The 15,802-nt window shown below is 71.8% G+C and carries 14 protein-coding genes; 11 read left to right on the plus strand and 3 right to left on the minus strand.

Features of this window, described 5'->3' with window-relative positions; genetic code table 11:
- Positions 1 to 24 precede the first annotated feature (24 nt).
- The 4 genes from BSB02_RS07170 (at position 25) to BSB02_RS07185 (ending at position 5,581) form a co-directional block, all read left to right on the plus strand.
- On the plus strand, positions 25 to 801 hold the full coding sequence (locus BSB02_RS07170; protein ID WP_084957879.1) for a hypothetical protein: 777 nt from the start codon (positions 25 to 27) through the stop codon (positions 799 to 801).
- A gap of 353 nt (positions 802 to 1,154) precedes the next feature.
- On the plus strand, positions 1,155 to 1,529 hold the full coding sequence (locus BSB02_RS07175) for a hypothetical protein (RefSeq protein WP_084957880.1): 375 nt from the start codon (positions 1,155 to 1,157) through the stop codon (positions 1,527 to 1,529).
- Between the two features lie 63 nt (positions 1,530 to 1,592).
- Positions 1,593 to 3,770, plus strand: a complete 2,178-nt coding sequence (locus tag BSB02_RS07180) for a hydantoinase/oxoprolinase family protein (RefSeq protein ID WP_084957881.1) — start codon at positions 1,593 to 1,595, stop codon at positions 3,768 to 3,770.
- Positions 3,767 to 5,581 carry a hydantoinase B/oxoprolinase family protein gene (locus BSB02_RS07185; protein ID WP_084957882.1) on the plus strand — a complete coding sequence of 605 codons (1,815 nt, stop codon included), beginning with the start codon at positions 3,767 to 3,769 and terminating at the stop codon, positions 5,579 to 5,581. The genes BSB02_RS07180 and BSB02_RS07185 overlap by 4 nt, the downstream gene beginning before the upstream one ends.
- Positions 5,582 to 5,650: 69 nt before the next feature.
- Here the strand turns inward: BSB02_RS07185 and BSB02_RS07190 are convergent, their stop codons facing one another.
- The gene (locus tag BSB02_RS07190; protein ID WP_084957883.1) at positions 5,651 to 6,505 is read right to left on the minus strand and encodes an NAD(P)-dependent oxidoreductase; all 855 of its coding nucleotides are present in this window, start codon (positions 6,503 to 6,505) and stop codon (positions 5,651 to 5,653) included.
- On the minus strand, positions 6,502 to 7,104 hold the full coding sequence (locus tag BSB02_RS07195) for a TetR/AcrR family transcriptional regulator (RefSeq protein ID WP_084957884.1): 603 nt from the start codon (positions 7,102 to 7,104) through the stop codon (positions 6,502 to 6,504). The genes BSB02_RS07190 and BSB02_RS07195 overlap by 4 nt, the downstream gene beginning before the upstream one ends.
- An 80-nt stretch (positions 7,105 to 7,184) precedes the next feature.
- Here BSB02_RS07195 and BSB02_RS07200 point away from each other — a divergent pair, with 80 nt between their 5' ends.
- The 3 genes from BSB02_RS07200 to BSB02_RS07210 all read left to right on the plus strand — a co-directional run bounded on the left by BSB02_RS07200 (position 7,185) and on the right by BSB02_RS07210 (position 10,201).
- Positions 7,185 to 8,066 carry a Gfo/Idh/MocA family protein gene (locus BSB02_RS07200; protein WP_084957885.1) on the plus strand — a complete coding sequence of 294 codons (882 nt, stop codon included), beginning with the start codon at positions 7,185 to 7,187 and terminating at the stop codon, positions 8,064 to 8,066.
- 61 nt (positions 8,067 to 8,127) lie between these two features.
- The gene (locus BSB02_RS07205) at positions 8,128 to 9,129 is read left to right on the plus strand and encodes an NAD-dependent epimerase/dehydratase family protein (RefSeq protein WP_084957886.1); all 1,002 of its coding nucleotides are present in this window, start codon (positions 8,128 to 8,130) and stop codon (positions 9,127 to 9,129) included.
- A gap of 22 nt (positions 9,130 to 9,151) precedes the next feature.
- Positions 9,152 to 10,201 carry a dihydrodipicolinate synthase family protein gene (locus BSB02_RS07210; RefSeq protein WP_206184546.1) on the plus strand — a complete coding sequence of 350 codons (1,050 nt, stop codon included), beginning with the start codon at positions 9,152 to 9,154 and terminating at the stop codon, positions 10,199 to 10,201.
- A 13-nt stretch (positions 10,202 to 10,214) separates the two neighbouring features.
- Here BSB02_RS07210 and BSB02_RS07215 read toward each other — a convergent pair whose 3' ends face one another.
- Entirely contained in the window at positions 10,215 to 11,417 is a 1,203-nt protein-coding gene (locus BSB02_RS07215) for a hypothetical protein (RefSeq protein ID WP_240506242.1), read from the minus strand.
- 65 nt (positions 11,418 to 11,482) lie between these two features.
- Here BSB02_RS07215 and BSB02_RS07220 point away from each other — a divergent pair, with 65 nt between their 5' ends.
- The 4 genes from BSB02_RS07220 (at position 11,483) to BSB02_RS07235 (ending at position 15,802) form a co-directional block, all read left to right on the plus strand.
- Positions 11,483 to 12,610, plus strand: coding sequence for a DegT/DnrJ/EryC1/StrS family aminotransferase (locus tag BSB02_RS07220; RefSeq protein WP_084957888.1), 1,128 nt, complete (start codon positions 11,483 to 11,485; stop codon positions 12,608 to 12,610).
- 87 nt (positions 12,611 to 12,697) lie between these two features.
- Positions 12,698 to 13,945: an extracellular solute-binding protein gene (locus BSB02_RS07225; protein ID WP_206184548.1), complete on the plus strand. Its 1,248-nt coding sequence runs from the start codon at positions 12,698 to 12,700 to the stop codon at positions 13,943 to 13,945.
- A gap of 136 nt (positions 13,946 to 14,081) precedes the next feature.
- The gene (locus tag BSB02_RS07230; protein WP_240506243.1) at positions 14,082 to 14,945 is read left to right on the plus strand and encodes a carbohydrate ABC transporter permease; all 864 of its coding nucleotides are present in this window, start codon (positions 14,082 to 14,084) and stop codon (positions 14,943 to 14,945) included.
- Positions 14,942 to 15,802: a carbohydrate ABC transporter permease gene (locus tag BSB02_RS07235; RefSeq protein WP_206184549.1), complete on the plus strand. Its 861-nt coding sequence runs from the start codon at positions 14,942 to 14,944 to the stop codon at positions 15,800 to 15,802. The genes BSB02_RS07230 and BSB02_RS07235 overlap by 4 nt, the downstream gene beginning before the upstream one ends.

The raw sequence follows: 15,802 nt of genomic DNA on the forward strand, positions 1-15,802 counted from the left end.
GTCCTCAGCTCCCCGAGGTGTACCGTGGCCAACGTCGCCCTACGCCGCGCCATGCTCAACGCCCAGATCACCAACCGGGAGCTGGCCGATCGGTGTGGGGTGGACGTCAAGACGGTAGAACGCTGGTTGCAGGACGAGACTCGTGTTCCTCACCTGCGGCACCAGTGGTCCGCCGCAGAGGCACTAGGAGTTGAGGCAGCCGTGCTCTGGCCAGACGCGATTCGCAATACGGTGAAAACTGGGCCGGATAGAGAGGTTTTAACCGTTTATCCTTATCGCTCTGCATGTCCGAAATCCATCTGGCGCAACCTCATCAACGCGGCCCGCAATGAGATCGTGTTCGCCGGTTACACGAACTACTTCCTGTGGCTGGAACACCCCAACCTGGCGAAGGTGCTCAAGCGGAAGGCTCAGCAGGGCTGCAAGATCCGGTTCCTTGTCGGAGATCCGGACAGCGAGGTCACACGCCGTCGCGAGGCGGTGGAGAACGTCCCGCTGACCGTCTCCACGCGCATCCGGATCACGCTGTCGGAGATCGAGCAGCTACGCGACGTCCCAGGAGTCGAAGCCCGGTTCGGTGACGAGCACATCGCCATGAGCGTGTTCCGGTTCGACTCGGAGATGCTCGTCACGCCACACCTGGCCAAGCTTGTCGGTCACGACTCGCCAATGCTGCACCTGCGCCGCTACCAGGATGACGGCCTGTTCGACCGGTTCGCCTACCACGCCTCCGAGCTGTGGAGCAACGGCCGGGACGTGTGGCACCAGCCCCAGCCTGCGGCCTCACTGCCGGGTGACTAGCGTGTGATGTCTCCATCCTTGTCCGCTCTCTAACGGGTGACCTGCCGCCTGGCGGCGATGCGCTCGCGAGCCTGCTTGGCCCAGAACGACTCGCCGATGCGGTGTCCGCTTCCTGCGTGGCGTCACTGGCTCACGGTCTCGGTGGTGTCGGGATCGATCTGAGGCAGGCACAGCAACAGGCGGGCATGCTCGGTGACGTCCACCTGCGCGATCTGCCATGCCTGCCGGAGCGGTCCACCGTGCCCGCCGACTCGGTTCCTTTCCCGGCGTACCCGGTCACGGGCTGCCACCTTAACGGTTGGCTCCACGTGTCACGTCATGGGAGATTTATCCCTACAGTCTCTGGAGGAACCTTGGTCACTGACAGCAAGCCCCCCGCGCTCGACGCGATGCTGAAGACCGACGAGCTGACGGCCGCCGAGGCCGAGCAGACGCGCTGGCGCTACGGCTTCCTCGTCACGGTCATCGGCATGATCGCCATTCTGGTGGCCTTCGGCGCGGCCGTCTTCGCCACCCGCGAGTCGGCGGTGCTCTTCGCTGGGCTCGCCGGGGTCGTCGGCACCATCATGGGCGCCTACTTCGGCATCCAGGCCGGCCAGTCGGGCAAGGCCCGCGTCGAGGCCGAGCTCGCCAAGTCCCAGGAGCTGGTGGTACGGCTGGCCGCGTACGTCGGCACCGAGCACGCGCCCCGGGTGGTGGACGAAGTGCTCGGGCGTCGCCGAAGCTGATGCCTCCCATTCGGCATATTTCGCCAGTCCGCACCCCCTATCCGATAAGTAGACACTTAAGCCATGCGTAGCGTCCGAATCGGCGTCGACACCGGAGGCACCTTCACCGACGTGGTGATGGTCGACGAGCTGACCGGCGAGCTCGTCACGACCAAGACGCCGTCGACGCCGGCCAACCCCGCCGACGGCTTCCTGGCGGGCATCGCGAAGCTGGGACCGCTGGAGTGGGGCGGCAGCCCGCCCGCCGAGGACGACGAGCCGCTCGCCGCCATCAGCGGCATCGTCCACGGCACCACCGTCGCCACCAACCAGCTCCTGGAGGACCGGGTCGAGGACCTGGGCTTCATCACCACCGAGGGCTTCGAGTTCATCCTCGAGATCGCCCGCCAGAGCGTCCCGGACGGCTACGGCAACTCCTACTTCTGGGTCAAGCCGCCGCGGATCGTCCCCGTGCACCGCGTGAAGACCGTCGGCGGGCGCCTGGACCACCGGGGGGCCGAGGTGCGTCCCTTCGACGAGGCCGAGGCCGCGGAGGTGGCCCGGTGGTTCCGCGACCGCGGCGTCACCGCCATCGGCGTGTGCTTCCTGCACTCCTACGCCAACCCCGCCCACGAGCGCCGCATGCGCGCCGTGCTGGCCCGGGAGCACCCCGAGGCGGTCGTCTCCCTGTCGAGCGACGTGCTGCGCGAGTACCGGGAGTACGAGCGGTCCGTCACGACGCTGATCGACGCCGCCGTCAAGCCGACGATGCAGCGCTACATCGCCAACCTGTCGGACCGGCTGGGCATGCCGTACTCGGTGATGAAGTCCAACGGCGGCATCCTGTCGGCCGGCGAGGTGGTCCACCAGCCGATCACCACCGTGCTGTCCGGGCCGGCCGCCGGGGCGCTCGGCGCGGCGCTGATCGCCTCCACGGCCGGCCACCCGTCGGTCATCACGCTGGACGGCGGCGGCACCTCCACCGACGTGGCGGTGGTGGTCGACGGCGAGCCGTCCATCACCACCGAGGGGTCCGTCGGCCGCTACCCGTGCAAGATCCCGATGATCGACATCGTGACCGTCGGCGCGGGCGGCGGGTCGGTCGCGTGGATCTCGCCGGAGGGCACGCTGAAGGTGGGGCCGCGCAGCGCCGGGGCCGACCCCGGGCCGATCTGCTACGGCAAGGGCGGCACCGAGGTCACCGTCACCGACGCGCACGTCTTCCTCGGCCGCATCCCGCCCCACCTGCTGGGCGGCGAGATCCCGCTGGATGTGGACGCCGCCGCGGCCGGCGTCGCCGACCTCGCCGAGAAGCTCGGCCTGACCCCCGAACGGCTGGCCGAGGGCATCCTGGAGATCAGCGCGTTCAACCAGTCGAACGCCATCCGCCAGATCACCGTCAAACGCGGCCTGGACGTGCGGGACTTCCCGCTGGTGACCTTCGGCGGCTCCGGGCCGCTGCTGGCGTGCCGCCTCATCGACATCCTGGGCCTGCCCGCCGTCATCGTGCCGCCCGACCCCGGCACCGTGTCGGCGTTCGGGCTGCTCACCGTGGACGTCAAGAACGACTACGTGCGCACCTACGTCACCCGGGAGCTGTCGCTGGAGACCGCCGCCGACCTGTTCGCCTCGCTGGAGCGCGAGGCCGCCCAGGCGCTGGAGCGGGAGGGCTTCGACGAGCCGGTCTTCGCCCGCAGCGCCGACCTGCGCTACTACGGGCAGGCCTACGAGGTGCGGGTCCCGGCCCCGGCCGGCCCGATCGACGAGGACTGGCGCGCCGAGGTGCTGGACCGCTTCCACCAGGCCCACGAGCGGCTGTACGGCTACGCCTACCGGGACGACCCGCGGCACGCGGTGGAGTGGGTGAACCTGCGCGTGTCCGGCATCGGGCCGATCACGCGCCCGGCCATCCGGCGCCGGCAGCCCGGCGACGTGCTGGCAGCCGGCGCGAACGAGCCCGCGGTCACCAGGACCGTGCACTTCGGCGAGCCGTACGACGCCCCGGTGCTCCAGCGGGCCACCCTCGACCCGGGCGCGGTGGTGCACGGCCCGGCCGTGATCGAGGAGTACGGTTCCACGATCCCCGTCCACCCGGGCTTCACCGCGACCGTGGACGACTTCGGCAACCTGGAGCTGCGGCCCGCGAGCGCCGCGACCGGCTCTGGACCGAGGAGCGGTTCGGGCGCCCGGCGCCCGAACCGCGACGAGGGAAGAGACGGTCTTGAGGGCGGCGCGAGCACGCCGAGCGGAGCGAGGCCATGAGCACAGATCCCATCCTGGTCGAGATCGTCGAGGGCACGCTGGCCTCCGTCGAGAAGGAGGTCGAGACGGCGATCGCCCGCACGGCCCGCTCGCCGATGATCCGCGACGCCCACGACTTCCGCGCCGGCATCCACGACGTCAAGCTGCGCAAGCTCACCGGCCGCTCCTACAGCGCGCTGGTGCAGCCGATCGTGCGGGACTTCCCGATCGAGACGATGCGCCCCGGCGACGTCTACTTCCACAACGACGTCTACCTGTCCGAGGGCGGCATCGGCCACCTGCCCGACCTGTGCGTCACCGTCCCGGTCTTCCACGAGGACGAGGTGGTGGCGTTCGTGCAGGCGTTCGGCCACCACGACGACATCGGCGGCTCGGTGCCGGGCAGCATGCCCTCCCACGCCCGCAGCGTGTTCGAGGAGGGCCTGATGGTCCCGCCGATCAAGCTGTGGGACCAGGGCGTGCCCAACGAGGCGGCCCTGCGCATCATGACGCGCAACTCCCGCATGCCCGACTCGCTGGCCGGCGACCTGGACGCCGAGTGCTCCGCGTGCCTCATGGGCGCCCGCCGCCTCGCCGAGCTGTTCCAGAGGTACGGCAGGGCCGCGGTCGAGGAGTGCTTCGACGCCATCATCGGCAAGACCACCGAGACGTTCCGGCGCGAGCTGCTGTCCAAGATCCCGGCCGGGACGTACGTGTGGGAGGACTACGCCGAGCACGACGGCGTCGACGAGCCGCGCCTGCACACCCAGCGCATCACGCTGACCGTCGACCACAACGCCGAGGCGCCGCTGACCATCGACTTCACCGGCACCTCCCCGCAGGCCAAGGGGCCGATCAACCACGCGGGCGACTACGCCGACGGGGTGTTTCTGAAGAAGTGGCTGGCGCCGATCCTGCGCAACCTGGCCGACACGCCCGAGCGGGCGGCCGAGCTGGACGTCAACGAGGGCGTCGTGCCGCTCATCAAGATGATCTTCCCGGAGAAGGGCACGCTGCTCACGCCGATCTTCCCCGCGCCCACCAACGCCCGCACGTTCGTCATCCTGCGCCTGCTGGGCGTGCTGGCCGGGGTGCTGGCCAAGGCGACGGGCGGCCGGATGCCCGCCGACCAGGAGACCATCCGCTACACCGGCGTCTACGGCACCGACGCCGAGGGCCGGCCGTACCTGATGAGGGAGGTCCTCGGCGGCGGGTCGGGCGGGCGGTGGTACGCCGACGGCGAGGACACCATCCACGTCGTGCCGGACTCGCGCAACATCCCGGTGGAGTTCGCCGAGGCGCGCTGGCCGCTGCGGGTGGAACGGCTGGGCCTGGCCTGCGACTCGGGCGGGCCCGGCGAGTTCCGGGGCGGGCTGGGCTACGACAAGCACATCCGGATGCTGCGCGACGCCTCCTACATGTCCATCGCCGACCGGTCGATCCTGTCGTGCTGGGGCGTCAACGGCGGCCAGGCCGGGCGGCCGTTCCGCGTGGACGTCAACGGCAAGGAGATGGAGGGCCTGGTCGACGACTATCCGGTCAAGGCGGGCGAGGTCATCCGCATCCGCACGACCGGGGGAGGGGGCTGGGGCTCGCCGTACGACCGCGACCCGCGCAAGGTGGCCGCCGACGTGCGCGACGGCAAGGTGTCGTTGGCCGGGGCGATCGGCGACTACGGCGTGGTGCTGGACGAGAGCGGGCGGGTGGACGAGGTGGGCACGGCCGAGCTGCGCGCCACGCTGCGCGCGGGCACGCGGCCCTTCTTCGACCGCGGTCCGGGCTATCCCAAGCTCGCGGGGGGCCGCACGCACGCCGACGTCGACCAGCTCTGACCGGCCGGGCTCCGAGCAGGCAGGTTCCGGCCGGCCGGGTTCCGACTGGCCGGATTCCAAGCGGCGGGATCAGCCGAGGTCGGCCAGGTGGCCGGCGGCCATGTCCTTGTCGCCGTGGCCGCGGGCCATGGCGCGGCGGAAGCGCTCGCCCGCGGCCACCGCCACGTCCGCGCGGATCCCTGCCCCCTCGGCCGCCTCGGCGATGAGCCGGGTGTCCTTCTCGGCGTTGGCGACGGTGAAGCTCGGCTCGTAGTCGCCGCCGAGGATGGCCTTCATCTTCGCCTGCACGTACGGGCTGTCCATCGGCCCGCCGCCGACCACCTCGCCGAACAGCGCCGGATCCAGGCCGAGCGCCTTGGCCAGCGCCAGCGCCTCGCCGAGGGCGGCGGTGAGCGAGATGCCGAAGGCGACGGTCGCCAGCTTGAGCCTGGTGGCCGCGCCCGCCTCGCCGACCCACAGGGTACGGCTGCCGACCGCGTCGAACACCGGCGCCAGGGTCTCGCGCGCCTCCTGCGGCCCGGCGGCCAGCACGACCAGCTTGCCCTGCTCGGCGGGCTGGCGGGTGCCCTGGACGGGCGCGTCCACGTAGACCAGCCCGTGCTCGCGGGCCAGCGCGGCCAGCCGGTCGGTCGCGGCCACGCCCACCGTGCTCATCTGCGCCCAGATCTGCCCGGCCCGCAGCCCCTCGGCGGCGGCGGTCACGGCCTCCTCGACCGCCCGGCCGTCGCTCAGCATGGTGATCACCACATCGGCGCCCGCCACCGCCTCCGCCGGGTCGGCGGCCACGGTGACGCCGTCACCCTCCAGCGGCAGGGCCCTGTCCCGGGTGCGGTTCCACGCGGTCACCTTCAGTCCCGCCCCGGCCAGGTTGCGCGCCATCGCGGCGCCCATGATCCCCGTGCCGAGCATCGTCACGCTGGTCATTTCGTGCTCCTATCTGGAATGTCCAGTACAGATAGTGCCAGGTCTACCACATCGGCCAGCCGCCGCCTGTCGGCCCCCGCCTTCCCCTGCACGCGGATGCCCTGCAGCGCGGTCACGACGAAGTCGGCCATCGCGGTCACGTCGGCGTCCGCCCGAAGCTCCCCGCGCTCGCGGGCGCGGCACAGGGCCCGGCGGATCGAGCGGGTGAGGGCGTCGAGCGCGTCGCCGACCACCCGCCCGGCCGTCCGGTCGGCGGGCAGGCGCTCGACGGCGGTGTTGGTGACCAGGCAGCCGCGCCGCTGCGGATCCAGCACGGTCTCGTCCACCATGCCCAGCATGAGCTCGCGCAGCACCTCGCGGACGGGCGCGTCGCGCTCCAGCGCCGCCGCCGCCCGGCCGGTGGACTGCCGGGCGTAGCGTTCGAGCGCCGCCTCGTACAGGCCGTCCTTGCTGCCGAAGGCCGCGTACAGCGAGCCGCGGCCCACGCCCGTCGCCTCCACGAGGTCCTGGATCGAGGTCGCGGCGTAGCCCTTGCGCCAGAAGACCTCCATGGCGCGCTCGACGGCCGCGTCGGTGTCGAACTCCCGCGTCCTGGCCATGCCGCCGATTCTATAACGGTCGGTCAAGTAATCCTCGGCGGGCTACGCTCGTTCCCCGTTCCCACGGAGAGGAGTCCATCGTGCGCATCGCTCTCGCCGGCCTGGCCACCAGCCATCCCTACACCGACGCCAGGACGCTGGCCCGCCACGCCGAGCTGACGGTGTGGGAGCAGGACCCCGAGCGGCTGCGCCGCTTCACCGGGGAGCACCCCGGCGCCAAGGTCGCCGGCAGCCTGGCCGACCTGCTGGCCGAGGGCCCCGACGGCGTGGTGCTCACCGTGCCGACGCCCCAGGTCAACGCGGCGCTGGGCGAGGTGCTCCAGACCCGGGCGCCGGTCTTCGTCAACAAGCCGGCCGCCGCCACCCGCGAGCAGCTCACCGAGCTCGACCGGCTGGTCTCGCCCGTGGCCGAGCGGGTGCTGTCCAGCTCGGTGCTGCGCTTCGCGCCGGCGTTCGCGGGCGCTGCGGTGGACCCGGCCGAGGTCCTGGCCGTCCGCGCGACGGTCAGGCACGACGTGGGCCTGTGGGCCACCGGCTACAACGCCTGGCAGGACACCCCCGGCGAGGGCGGCGGCACGCTGGTGACCATGGGCATCCACGGCGTGGAGCTGCTGGTCGCCCTGCTCGGCCCGGACGTGGGGCTGGTCGGCGCGGCCGGGGCGGTGCGGCGCTACGAGACCCTGCGCTCGGAGGACACCGGGCTCATCGCCCTGCAGTGGTGGGGCAGCGGCATCCTCGGCGTGGTGGAGGTGCTCGGCGTGACCGAGCCGGAGTCCTACACGGTGACCGTCCACACGCCGCGGGCCAGCGAGCACATCGTCATCGAGGGCGACGAGCGGGGCCTGGGGTACGAGGGCACCATCGACGCCTTCCTGGCCATGGTCGGCGGCGCGCCGAGCCCGGTGCCGTGGGCGCAGACCAGGGCCGTCCTCGACGTCCTCGTCAGCGCCCGCGAGGCCTGATCCCATTGACAGCGGAACACCCTCCTAGTTACGGTCTGGACCGTAAAGGAGGGCGTGCCGCATGCGAACCGTTGCCGAACTCGAGGAACGCCTGGCCAGGCCGAGCGCCGGGCTCGTCGAGGACATGGCCAAGCTCGACGGAGAGATCCTGATCCTGGGCGCCGGAGGGAAACTCGGCCCCAGCCTGGTACGGCTGGCGCTGCGCGCCGGCGCGTCCAAGGTGATCGCGGTCTCCCGCTTCTCCGAACCCGGGCTGGCCGAGGCGCTGTCGGAGGAGGGCGCCACCGTGGTCAGGGCCGACGTCGCCGACGAGGACGCCCTGCGCGGCCTGCCGGACGCGCGCAACGTCGTCTTCCTCGTCGGCGCCAAGTTCGGCACCTCCGGCCGCGAGCACGCCACCTGGTTCACCAACGCCTACCTGCCCGGCCGGGTGGCCGACCGCTACCGCGCCAGCCGCATCGCGGCCCTGTCCACCGGCAACGTCTACCCCCTGGTCCCGGTGACCGGCGGCGGCAGCACCGAGGACTCGCCCACCGGCCCCGTCGGCGACTACGCCATGAGCTGCCTGGGCCGCGAGCGGGTGCTGACCCACTTCTCCGACAGGTACGGCACGCCGCTGGCCCTCATCAGGCTCAACTACGCCGTCGAGATGCGCTACGGCGTGCTGGTCGACCTGGCCCAGAAGATCCTCGCCGGGCAGCCGATCGACCTGACCACCGGGCACGTCAACGTGGTCTGGCAGGGCTACGCCAACGAGGTGACGCTCCGCTCGCTCCTGCTCGCCGACGCCCCGCCGTACATCCTCAACGTCACAGGCCCCGAGCTGGTCTCGGTCCGGCAGGCGGCGCTGGACCTGGGCCGGGCCCTGGGCAGGGAGCCGGTCTTCACCGGACGGGAGGCCGACACCGCGCTGCTGTCCAACGCCTCGCGCTGCCACCGGCTGTTCGGCTACCCGCAGATCACGCCCGCCGAGCTGATCGAGCACGTGGCCCGCTGGGTGGCCGAGGGCGGGCCGCTGCTGGGCAAGCCCACGAAGTTCGAACGCCGTGACGGCCAGTTCTAGACCACACCCGAGGAGAGAAGACGTGTTGATCGCGGAGGCGACGCGGAGCGTGCCCGAGCTGTTCCGCAGCGGCCTGGTGATCCCGGCCCACCCGCTGGCGCTCACCGCCGACCGCAAGCTGGACGAGCGCCGCCAGCGGGCGTTGACGCGGTACTACGTGGAGGCGGGCGCCGGGGGCCTGGCGGTGGGCGTGCACACCACGCAGTTCGCCATCCACGGCACCGAGCTGCTGCCCCCGGTGCTGGAACTGGCCGCGGCGACCGCACGCGAGTACCCGCGCGAGGTCGTGCTGATTGCCGGGGCCACCGGGCCGACCGCGCAGGCGGTGGCCGAGGCCGAGCTGGCCGCCTCGCTGGGGTACCACATGGTGCTGCTGAGCCCGCACCGCGACCTGGACGAGGACGGCCTGATCGAGCGGGCGCGGGCCGTGGGGGAGGTGCTGCCGGTCATCGGCTTCTACCTGCAGCCGGCCGTGGGCGGGCGGACGCTGTCGCGTGGCTTCTGGACGCGCCTGGCCGCGATCGAGTCGGTCGTGGGCATCAAGGTCGCGCCGTTCGACCGGTACCGGACCCTGGACGTGCTGCACGGCGTCTGCCGGTCGGGCCGCGAGGGCGAGGTGGCGCTGTACACCGGTAACGACGACCACATCCTGGCCGACCTCATCACGCCGCACCGGGTGGTGGTGGACGGGCGCGAGGTGGAGGTCGAGTTCGTCGGCGGGCTGCTCGGGCAGTGGGCCGTGTGGGTACGGCGGGCCGTCGAGCTGCTGGAGGAGGCCAGGCGCGCCCGGGGCGGCGACGACTCGGCCGTGCGGCGGTTGCTGCGCCTGGACGGGCACCTCACCGACGCCAACGCCGCCATCTTCGACTCGGCCAACGGCTTCCACGGCTGCATCCCCGGCATCCACGAGGTGCTGAGGCGGCAGGGACTGCTGGAGGGACGCTGGTGCCTGGACCCGGCCGAGGACCTGTCGCCTGGCCAGCCGGCGGAGATCGACCGCGTGTGGGAGGCGTACCCGTGGCTGCGCGACGACGACTTCGTCGCCGAGGGCCTGGACCGCTGGCTGTCCTGACGTGACGGCCCGCCTACAGGGTCAGCCGATACAGCGTCAGCGGCCGCCCGCTCGACCCGCTGGTGAGGTTGCCCGTGCGCTCGGCCAGCCCCGCCAGCTCCAGCCGGTACAGCATGCGCCGGGCCGTGCGCTGCTGCACCGCGAGCCGCTCGGCGATCTCCTTGGTGGTCAGCGGCTCCCCGCCGGCGGCGTCGCGCGCCTCCAGCAGCTTCTCCAGCGTCGGCACCGACAGCCCGACCCGGCGCGCGATCACCGACAGGTTCTGCTCGGCCGGCGGCGGCACGGCGGTGGCCGACTCCAGCACGATGTCGGTGTCCGCCCGCAGCGACAGCACCGCCGCGACCTCCCCGATGCGGCGCGCCCTCGACAGGGCGCGCCGCGCGAGGCTCTCCGCCTCCGCCGCGCTGCGCCCCAGCCCGAAGCCCACGCGCACGACCCGGTTGCCGCCGGCCAGGCGCGTCAGCATGGGCAGGCACGAGAAGCCGCCGGTGGCGTCGTGCAGCGGCCCGCGGGTGGTGACCAGCAGATACGTCCCGCCGCGGAAGGCCGCCAGCGTCCCGCCGAGCGCGGTCGCCTCCCGCAGCAGCCCCTCGTCGTTGTCCACCTCGACCAGGCCGAGCGCGATCTGCGCGTCCTCCTGCGCCTGCCCCTCGGCGGTGAGCAGCAGCTGCCGCAGCGCCACCCGGACGCTGTGCACGGACGGCACCAGCCGCAGGATCTTCATCTCCCCGCGCAGCTCCTCGTAGACGGAGCTGAGGCAGGTGATCGCCGCCTGCGAGCGGCGGTGGAAGGCGACGGCCTTCTTCGAGGTCATCCCGGCCCGGTACGGCAGCGTGCGCACCTGGTCGACCGGCAGCCCGGCCTCGGTGAAGGTCGAGGTCACATCGCCCGCCGGCAGCGTGTCGATCGACAGGCGCGTGACGTCCACCCCCTCGCGCTGCAGCCGTACCAGGGCGCTGAGCAGCGTCGCCCCGGAGTAGTCGACGAACGCCGCCGGCCGGGTCAGCAGCTCGGCGTCGCGGGCCAGCATGTACGGCACGATGCCGGTGAACAGCCATCCCTCCACCGAGGCGGCGTGCGCCTCGACGATGGCGGCGGCCTGCGACTCGTGGTCGTAGTCCAGCCGCAGCGCGCTGACGCCCGGCTGCTCCTCGCACGTGGCGGCGACGTCGTCGACCAGATCGTGCGGTCCGACGACCCCGATGACGATCCCCACGCGGCCTCCTGTCGCATTGCGGTCTAGACCGGAAGGGTAACCCCGTGACACTGCACTTTCCAACCATGGCCGAAGCCGGCGGCCGCACCCTCGGCGAGGAGGAGCTGGCCGCCCTGGAGCGGGTGATCCGCTCCGGCATGCTGAACTCCGTCTGGGGGAGCGAGGCGCGGGCGCTGGAGCGCGAGGTCGCCGACCTCTACGGGGTACGGCACGCGATCTCGGCGAGCTCCGGCACCGCGGCCCTCCACCTCGCGGTCGTGGCGGCGGCGCCCGACCCCGGAGACGAGATCATCACGACGCCGATCACGGACTTCGGCACGGTCGCCCCCATCTTGGCGCAGAACGCCGTCCCTGTCTTCGCCGATGTGGATCCTTCCGACGGCAATCTGGACCCCGAGGCGGTCTCCCGCCTCATCGGGCCCCGCACCAGGGCCATCATGGCCGTCCACCTGTTCGGCGCCCCGGCGCGGATCGCCGAGCTGCGGGCGCTGGCCGACGAGCACGGCCTGGCCCTGATCGAGGACTGCGCCCAGGCGTGGCTGGCCGAGCTGCCCACGGGAGGCTACGCGGGCACGGCGGGCGACGTCGGCTGCCTCAGCCTGCAGCAGTGGAAGCACATCACCTGCGGCGACGGCGGCCTGGCGATCACCGACGACGACGAGCTGGCGCGGCGCATGCGGCTGTTCGCCGACAAGGGCTGGGACCGCGCCGCCGGCCGCTCGCACGCGAGCTTCGGGCTGAACTACCGCATGACCGAGCTCCAGGCCGCCGTGGCCCGCGCCCAGCTGGCCAAGCTGCCGGGGGTGGTGGCGGCGCGCCGCCGTACCGCCCTGATGCTCCTTGAGGCGCTGCGCGGGCTCGGGCACCTGCGGCTGCCGCGCCCGGACGGGCACGCCTGGTGGCTGTTCCCGCTGGTCCTGCCGTACGGCGGGGCGCCGGAGCTGGCCGGGCGGCTCGCCGCCGCGGGCGTCCCGGCCCGCGCCGGATACCTGGACGAGCCGCTCAACAGGGCACCCGTGCTGCGCGGCCCGGTCTACGGCGGCTCGCGGTTCCCGCTGGAGGGGTACCAGCCGGCGCCCTGCCCGGCCGCGGAGCGGCTGGTGGAGGAGACGCTGCTGGTCATCCAGTGGAACGAGCACTACACGGAGGATCACGTCAAGGCCATCGCGGCGGAGATCCGGACAGGCCCGTAGTTACGTTCGTGTATCAACCATTGACCGGCTTCGGCCTCGTCACTAGGTTTCGGTCAGGACCGGTATTAACGGGAAAGGATGGCGCCGATGAGGAAGCCAGCGGTCGCAGCCCTCGCGGCGGCTCTGGGGCTCGCGCTCGCCGGATGCGGATCCGGCGGCTCGGGCTCCGGCGGGAGCACCGTGACGCTGTGGATGTACCCGGTGATCGCGGACCAGGCCGCGAGCCAGGCCTTCTGGGGCAAGGTCGAGAAGGACTTCGAGGCCGCCAACGCCGGCATCGACCTGAAGGTCGACATGCAGCCCTGGGAGGGCCGCCAGGAGAAGATCACCACGGCGCTCGCCTCCAAGAAGGGCTTCGACCTGGTCGTGCTCGGCCCCGACCAGATTCCGCAGTACGCCAAGCAGGGCACGCTGGAGCCGGTCGACGACGTGGTCGCCCCGGCCAAGGGCGCCTACCTGCCCAGCGCGCTCACCGCGCTGACCGTCGACGGCAAGCTGTACGGCGTGCCGGTCTACCAGACCATCACGGCGCCGATCTACAACAAGAAGCTGTTCGCCGACGCGGGCGTGACGGAGATCCCCGACACCCTGGCGGAGGTCAAGGAGGCCGCGCCCAAGCTGGCCGCCAAGAAGGTCGCCATCCTGGACTACCCGGGCAAGCCCGAGGTGAGCCTGAACCAGAGCTTCTACCCGATCCTGTGGGCCAACGGCGGCTCGGTCTTCGCCCCCGACGGCAAGACCGTGGCCTTCAACGGCCCCGAGGGCGTGGAGAGCCTGCAGTTCCTGCTGGACCTCAAGGCCGTGGGCGGCCTGCCGGAGAACACCGCCAGCAAGGGCAACGACATCGAGGGCGGCCCGCTGGCCGGCGGCCAGAGCGCCATGTACCACGCGGCCACCGCCCTGCAGGCCACCCAGCTCGGCAAGGCCATCGGCGCCGAGAACGTCGGCATCGGGCTGCCGCTGGAGGGCAGGAAGCGCGTGGCCTTCGGCATCCCCGGCGGCCTGGTGATCGCCAAGCACTCCGGGAACAAGGACGCCGCCAAGAAGGTGGCCACCTTCCTGTCCTCGCCGCAGGTGGCCGCGGAGCTGGCCAAGGCCTCCGGCTTCTTCTCCGCCCGCACCGACGTGACCGTGCCCGGCCAGTCGGCGGAGGCCAAGGAGTTCGCCAAGTCGCTGGAGTACGCCTTCCCGGGCGACACGCACCCCAAGGCCCGCCAGGTGATGGCCGTCCTCGCCCCGCACATCCAGGCGGCGCTGCTCGGCAAGGAGGATGCCAAGACCGCCCTCGACGCGGCGGCCAAGGAGGCCAACGCGCTGCTCGCCGGCGGCGGCTGAGCCCCGCGGCCGCAGGCGCGAGCCGTCCGGCCCGCGCCTTGGGCTGACGGCCCGCGCCTGCGGCCGCCCGGCCCGCCCTGCGTTACCCTCGGCCTCCCCGGCTCCGGCCGGGGAGGCCCCCGGCGAAAGGTATGAAGTGCGGCGTTTGCGCGATCCCGTCACCGGGCTCCTGTTCGTCCTCCCGATGCTGGTGCTCTTCCTCGTCTTCCGGATCTTCCCCACCCTCGGGGCCGCCGGGATGAGCTTCACCAACTGGAACATCGGCGGCGAGTGGAGCTTCGTCGGCACGGCGAACTACGCCAGGATGCTGCAGGACGACACCTTCTGGACCAGCCTGCGCGTCACCCTGGTCTACGTCGCCGTCTACGTGCCGCTCACCGTGCTGATCTCGCTGGGCACCGCGCTGCTGCTCAACTCGGTGGTCTTCCTGCGCGGCCTGTTCCGCGGCATGCTCTTCCTGCCCTACGTCACCAGCTTCGTCCTCGCCGGAGTGATCTGGCGGTGGATCTACGAGTTCAACGGCCTGCTCAACGGCCTGCTCGCCAAGGCAGACGTGGGCCCCGTGGCGTTCCTGGAGCAGTCCGCGCTGGTGCTGCCCGCCCTGGCGGTGGTGTCGGCCTGGAAGGGCTTCGGCTACTCCATGCTCATCCTTCTGGCCGGGCTCAAGGCCATCCCCGGCTCCTACCTGGAGGCGGCCCGCGTCGACGGGGCCGGGCCCTGGCAGCGCCTGCGCGCCATCACGCTGCCGCTGCTGCGGCCCGCGCTGTTCTTCGTGATGATCATCGAGACGATCAGCGCCTTCCAGGTCTTCGACACCATCTACGTCATGACCGGCGGCGGGCCCGCCCGCGCCAGCTACACGCTCATCTACGCGCTCTACGACAAGGGGTTCCGGGGCTGGGAGTTCGGCTACGCCGCGACCTTCGGCATGGTGCTGTTCGCCATCATCCTGGTCGTCTCGCTCATCCAGCGGCGCTTCCTCGGGCGGGAGAACACTTGACCCTCACAGCAACACGTCCCGCGACACGTGCCGCCGCGACCGCGCGGCCCCGCCGTACGGGCCGCAGGTGGCCGCTCGTCGCCCTGCTGGCCGTGCTGTCGGTGCTGACCGTCAGCCCCTTCCTGGCGATGTTCGTGGTGGCGCTGTCGCCGGCGGGCGAGCCCACGCTGCCGACCCGCTGGCCGAGCGCGCTCACCTTCGACAACATCGCCCACGTGCTGAGCACCTCCGGCTTCCTGCAGTGGACGCTCAACTCGCTGGTCTACTCGGCCGTCTCCGTGGTGATCATCCTGCTGACCGCGTCCATGGCCGGCTACGCCTTCGCCAAGAAGCGCTTCCCGGGCCGGGACGCGATGCTGTGGACGTTCCTGGCCACGATGATGGTGCCCTTCCAGGCCACGCTGATCCCCACCTACGTGCTCGTCTCCGACCTCGGCGGCGTGGACACCTTCTGGGGGCTCATCGTCCCCACCCTGGCCAACTCGCAGGCCGTCTTCCTCATGCGGCAGTTCATCCTCGGGCTGCCCGACGAGCTGTTCGAGGCGGCCAAGGTCGACGGGGCCTCCGAGCTGCGCGTCTACTGGACCATCGTGGTGCCGCTCACCCGGCCGATCCTGGCCACGCTGGGCGTGTTCGTGTTCCTGTGGCACTGGAACGACTTCCTGTGGCCGCTGGTCATCGGGCAGAGCGACGCCACCCGCACGCTCACCGTCGGGCTGACCATCCTGCGCACCGAGGAGCTCCAGCTGTCGCTGCTGATGGCCTCGGCGGCCGTCTCGGTGCTGCCGTGCCTGCTGGTGTTCTTCCTGCTCCAGCGCTACCTGGTCAACAGCATCGCGATGACGGGACTGAAATGA

Source organism: Thermoactinospora rubra (assembly GCF_002093975.1).
GTDB lineage: Bacteria > Actinomycetota > Actinomycetes > Streptosporangiales > Streptosporangiaceae > Nonomuraea > Nonomuraea rubra_A.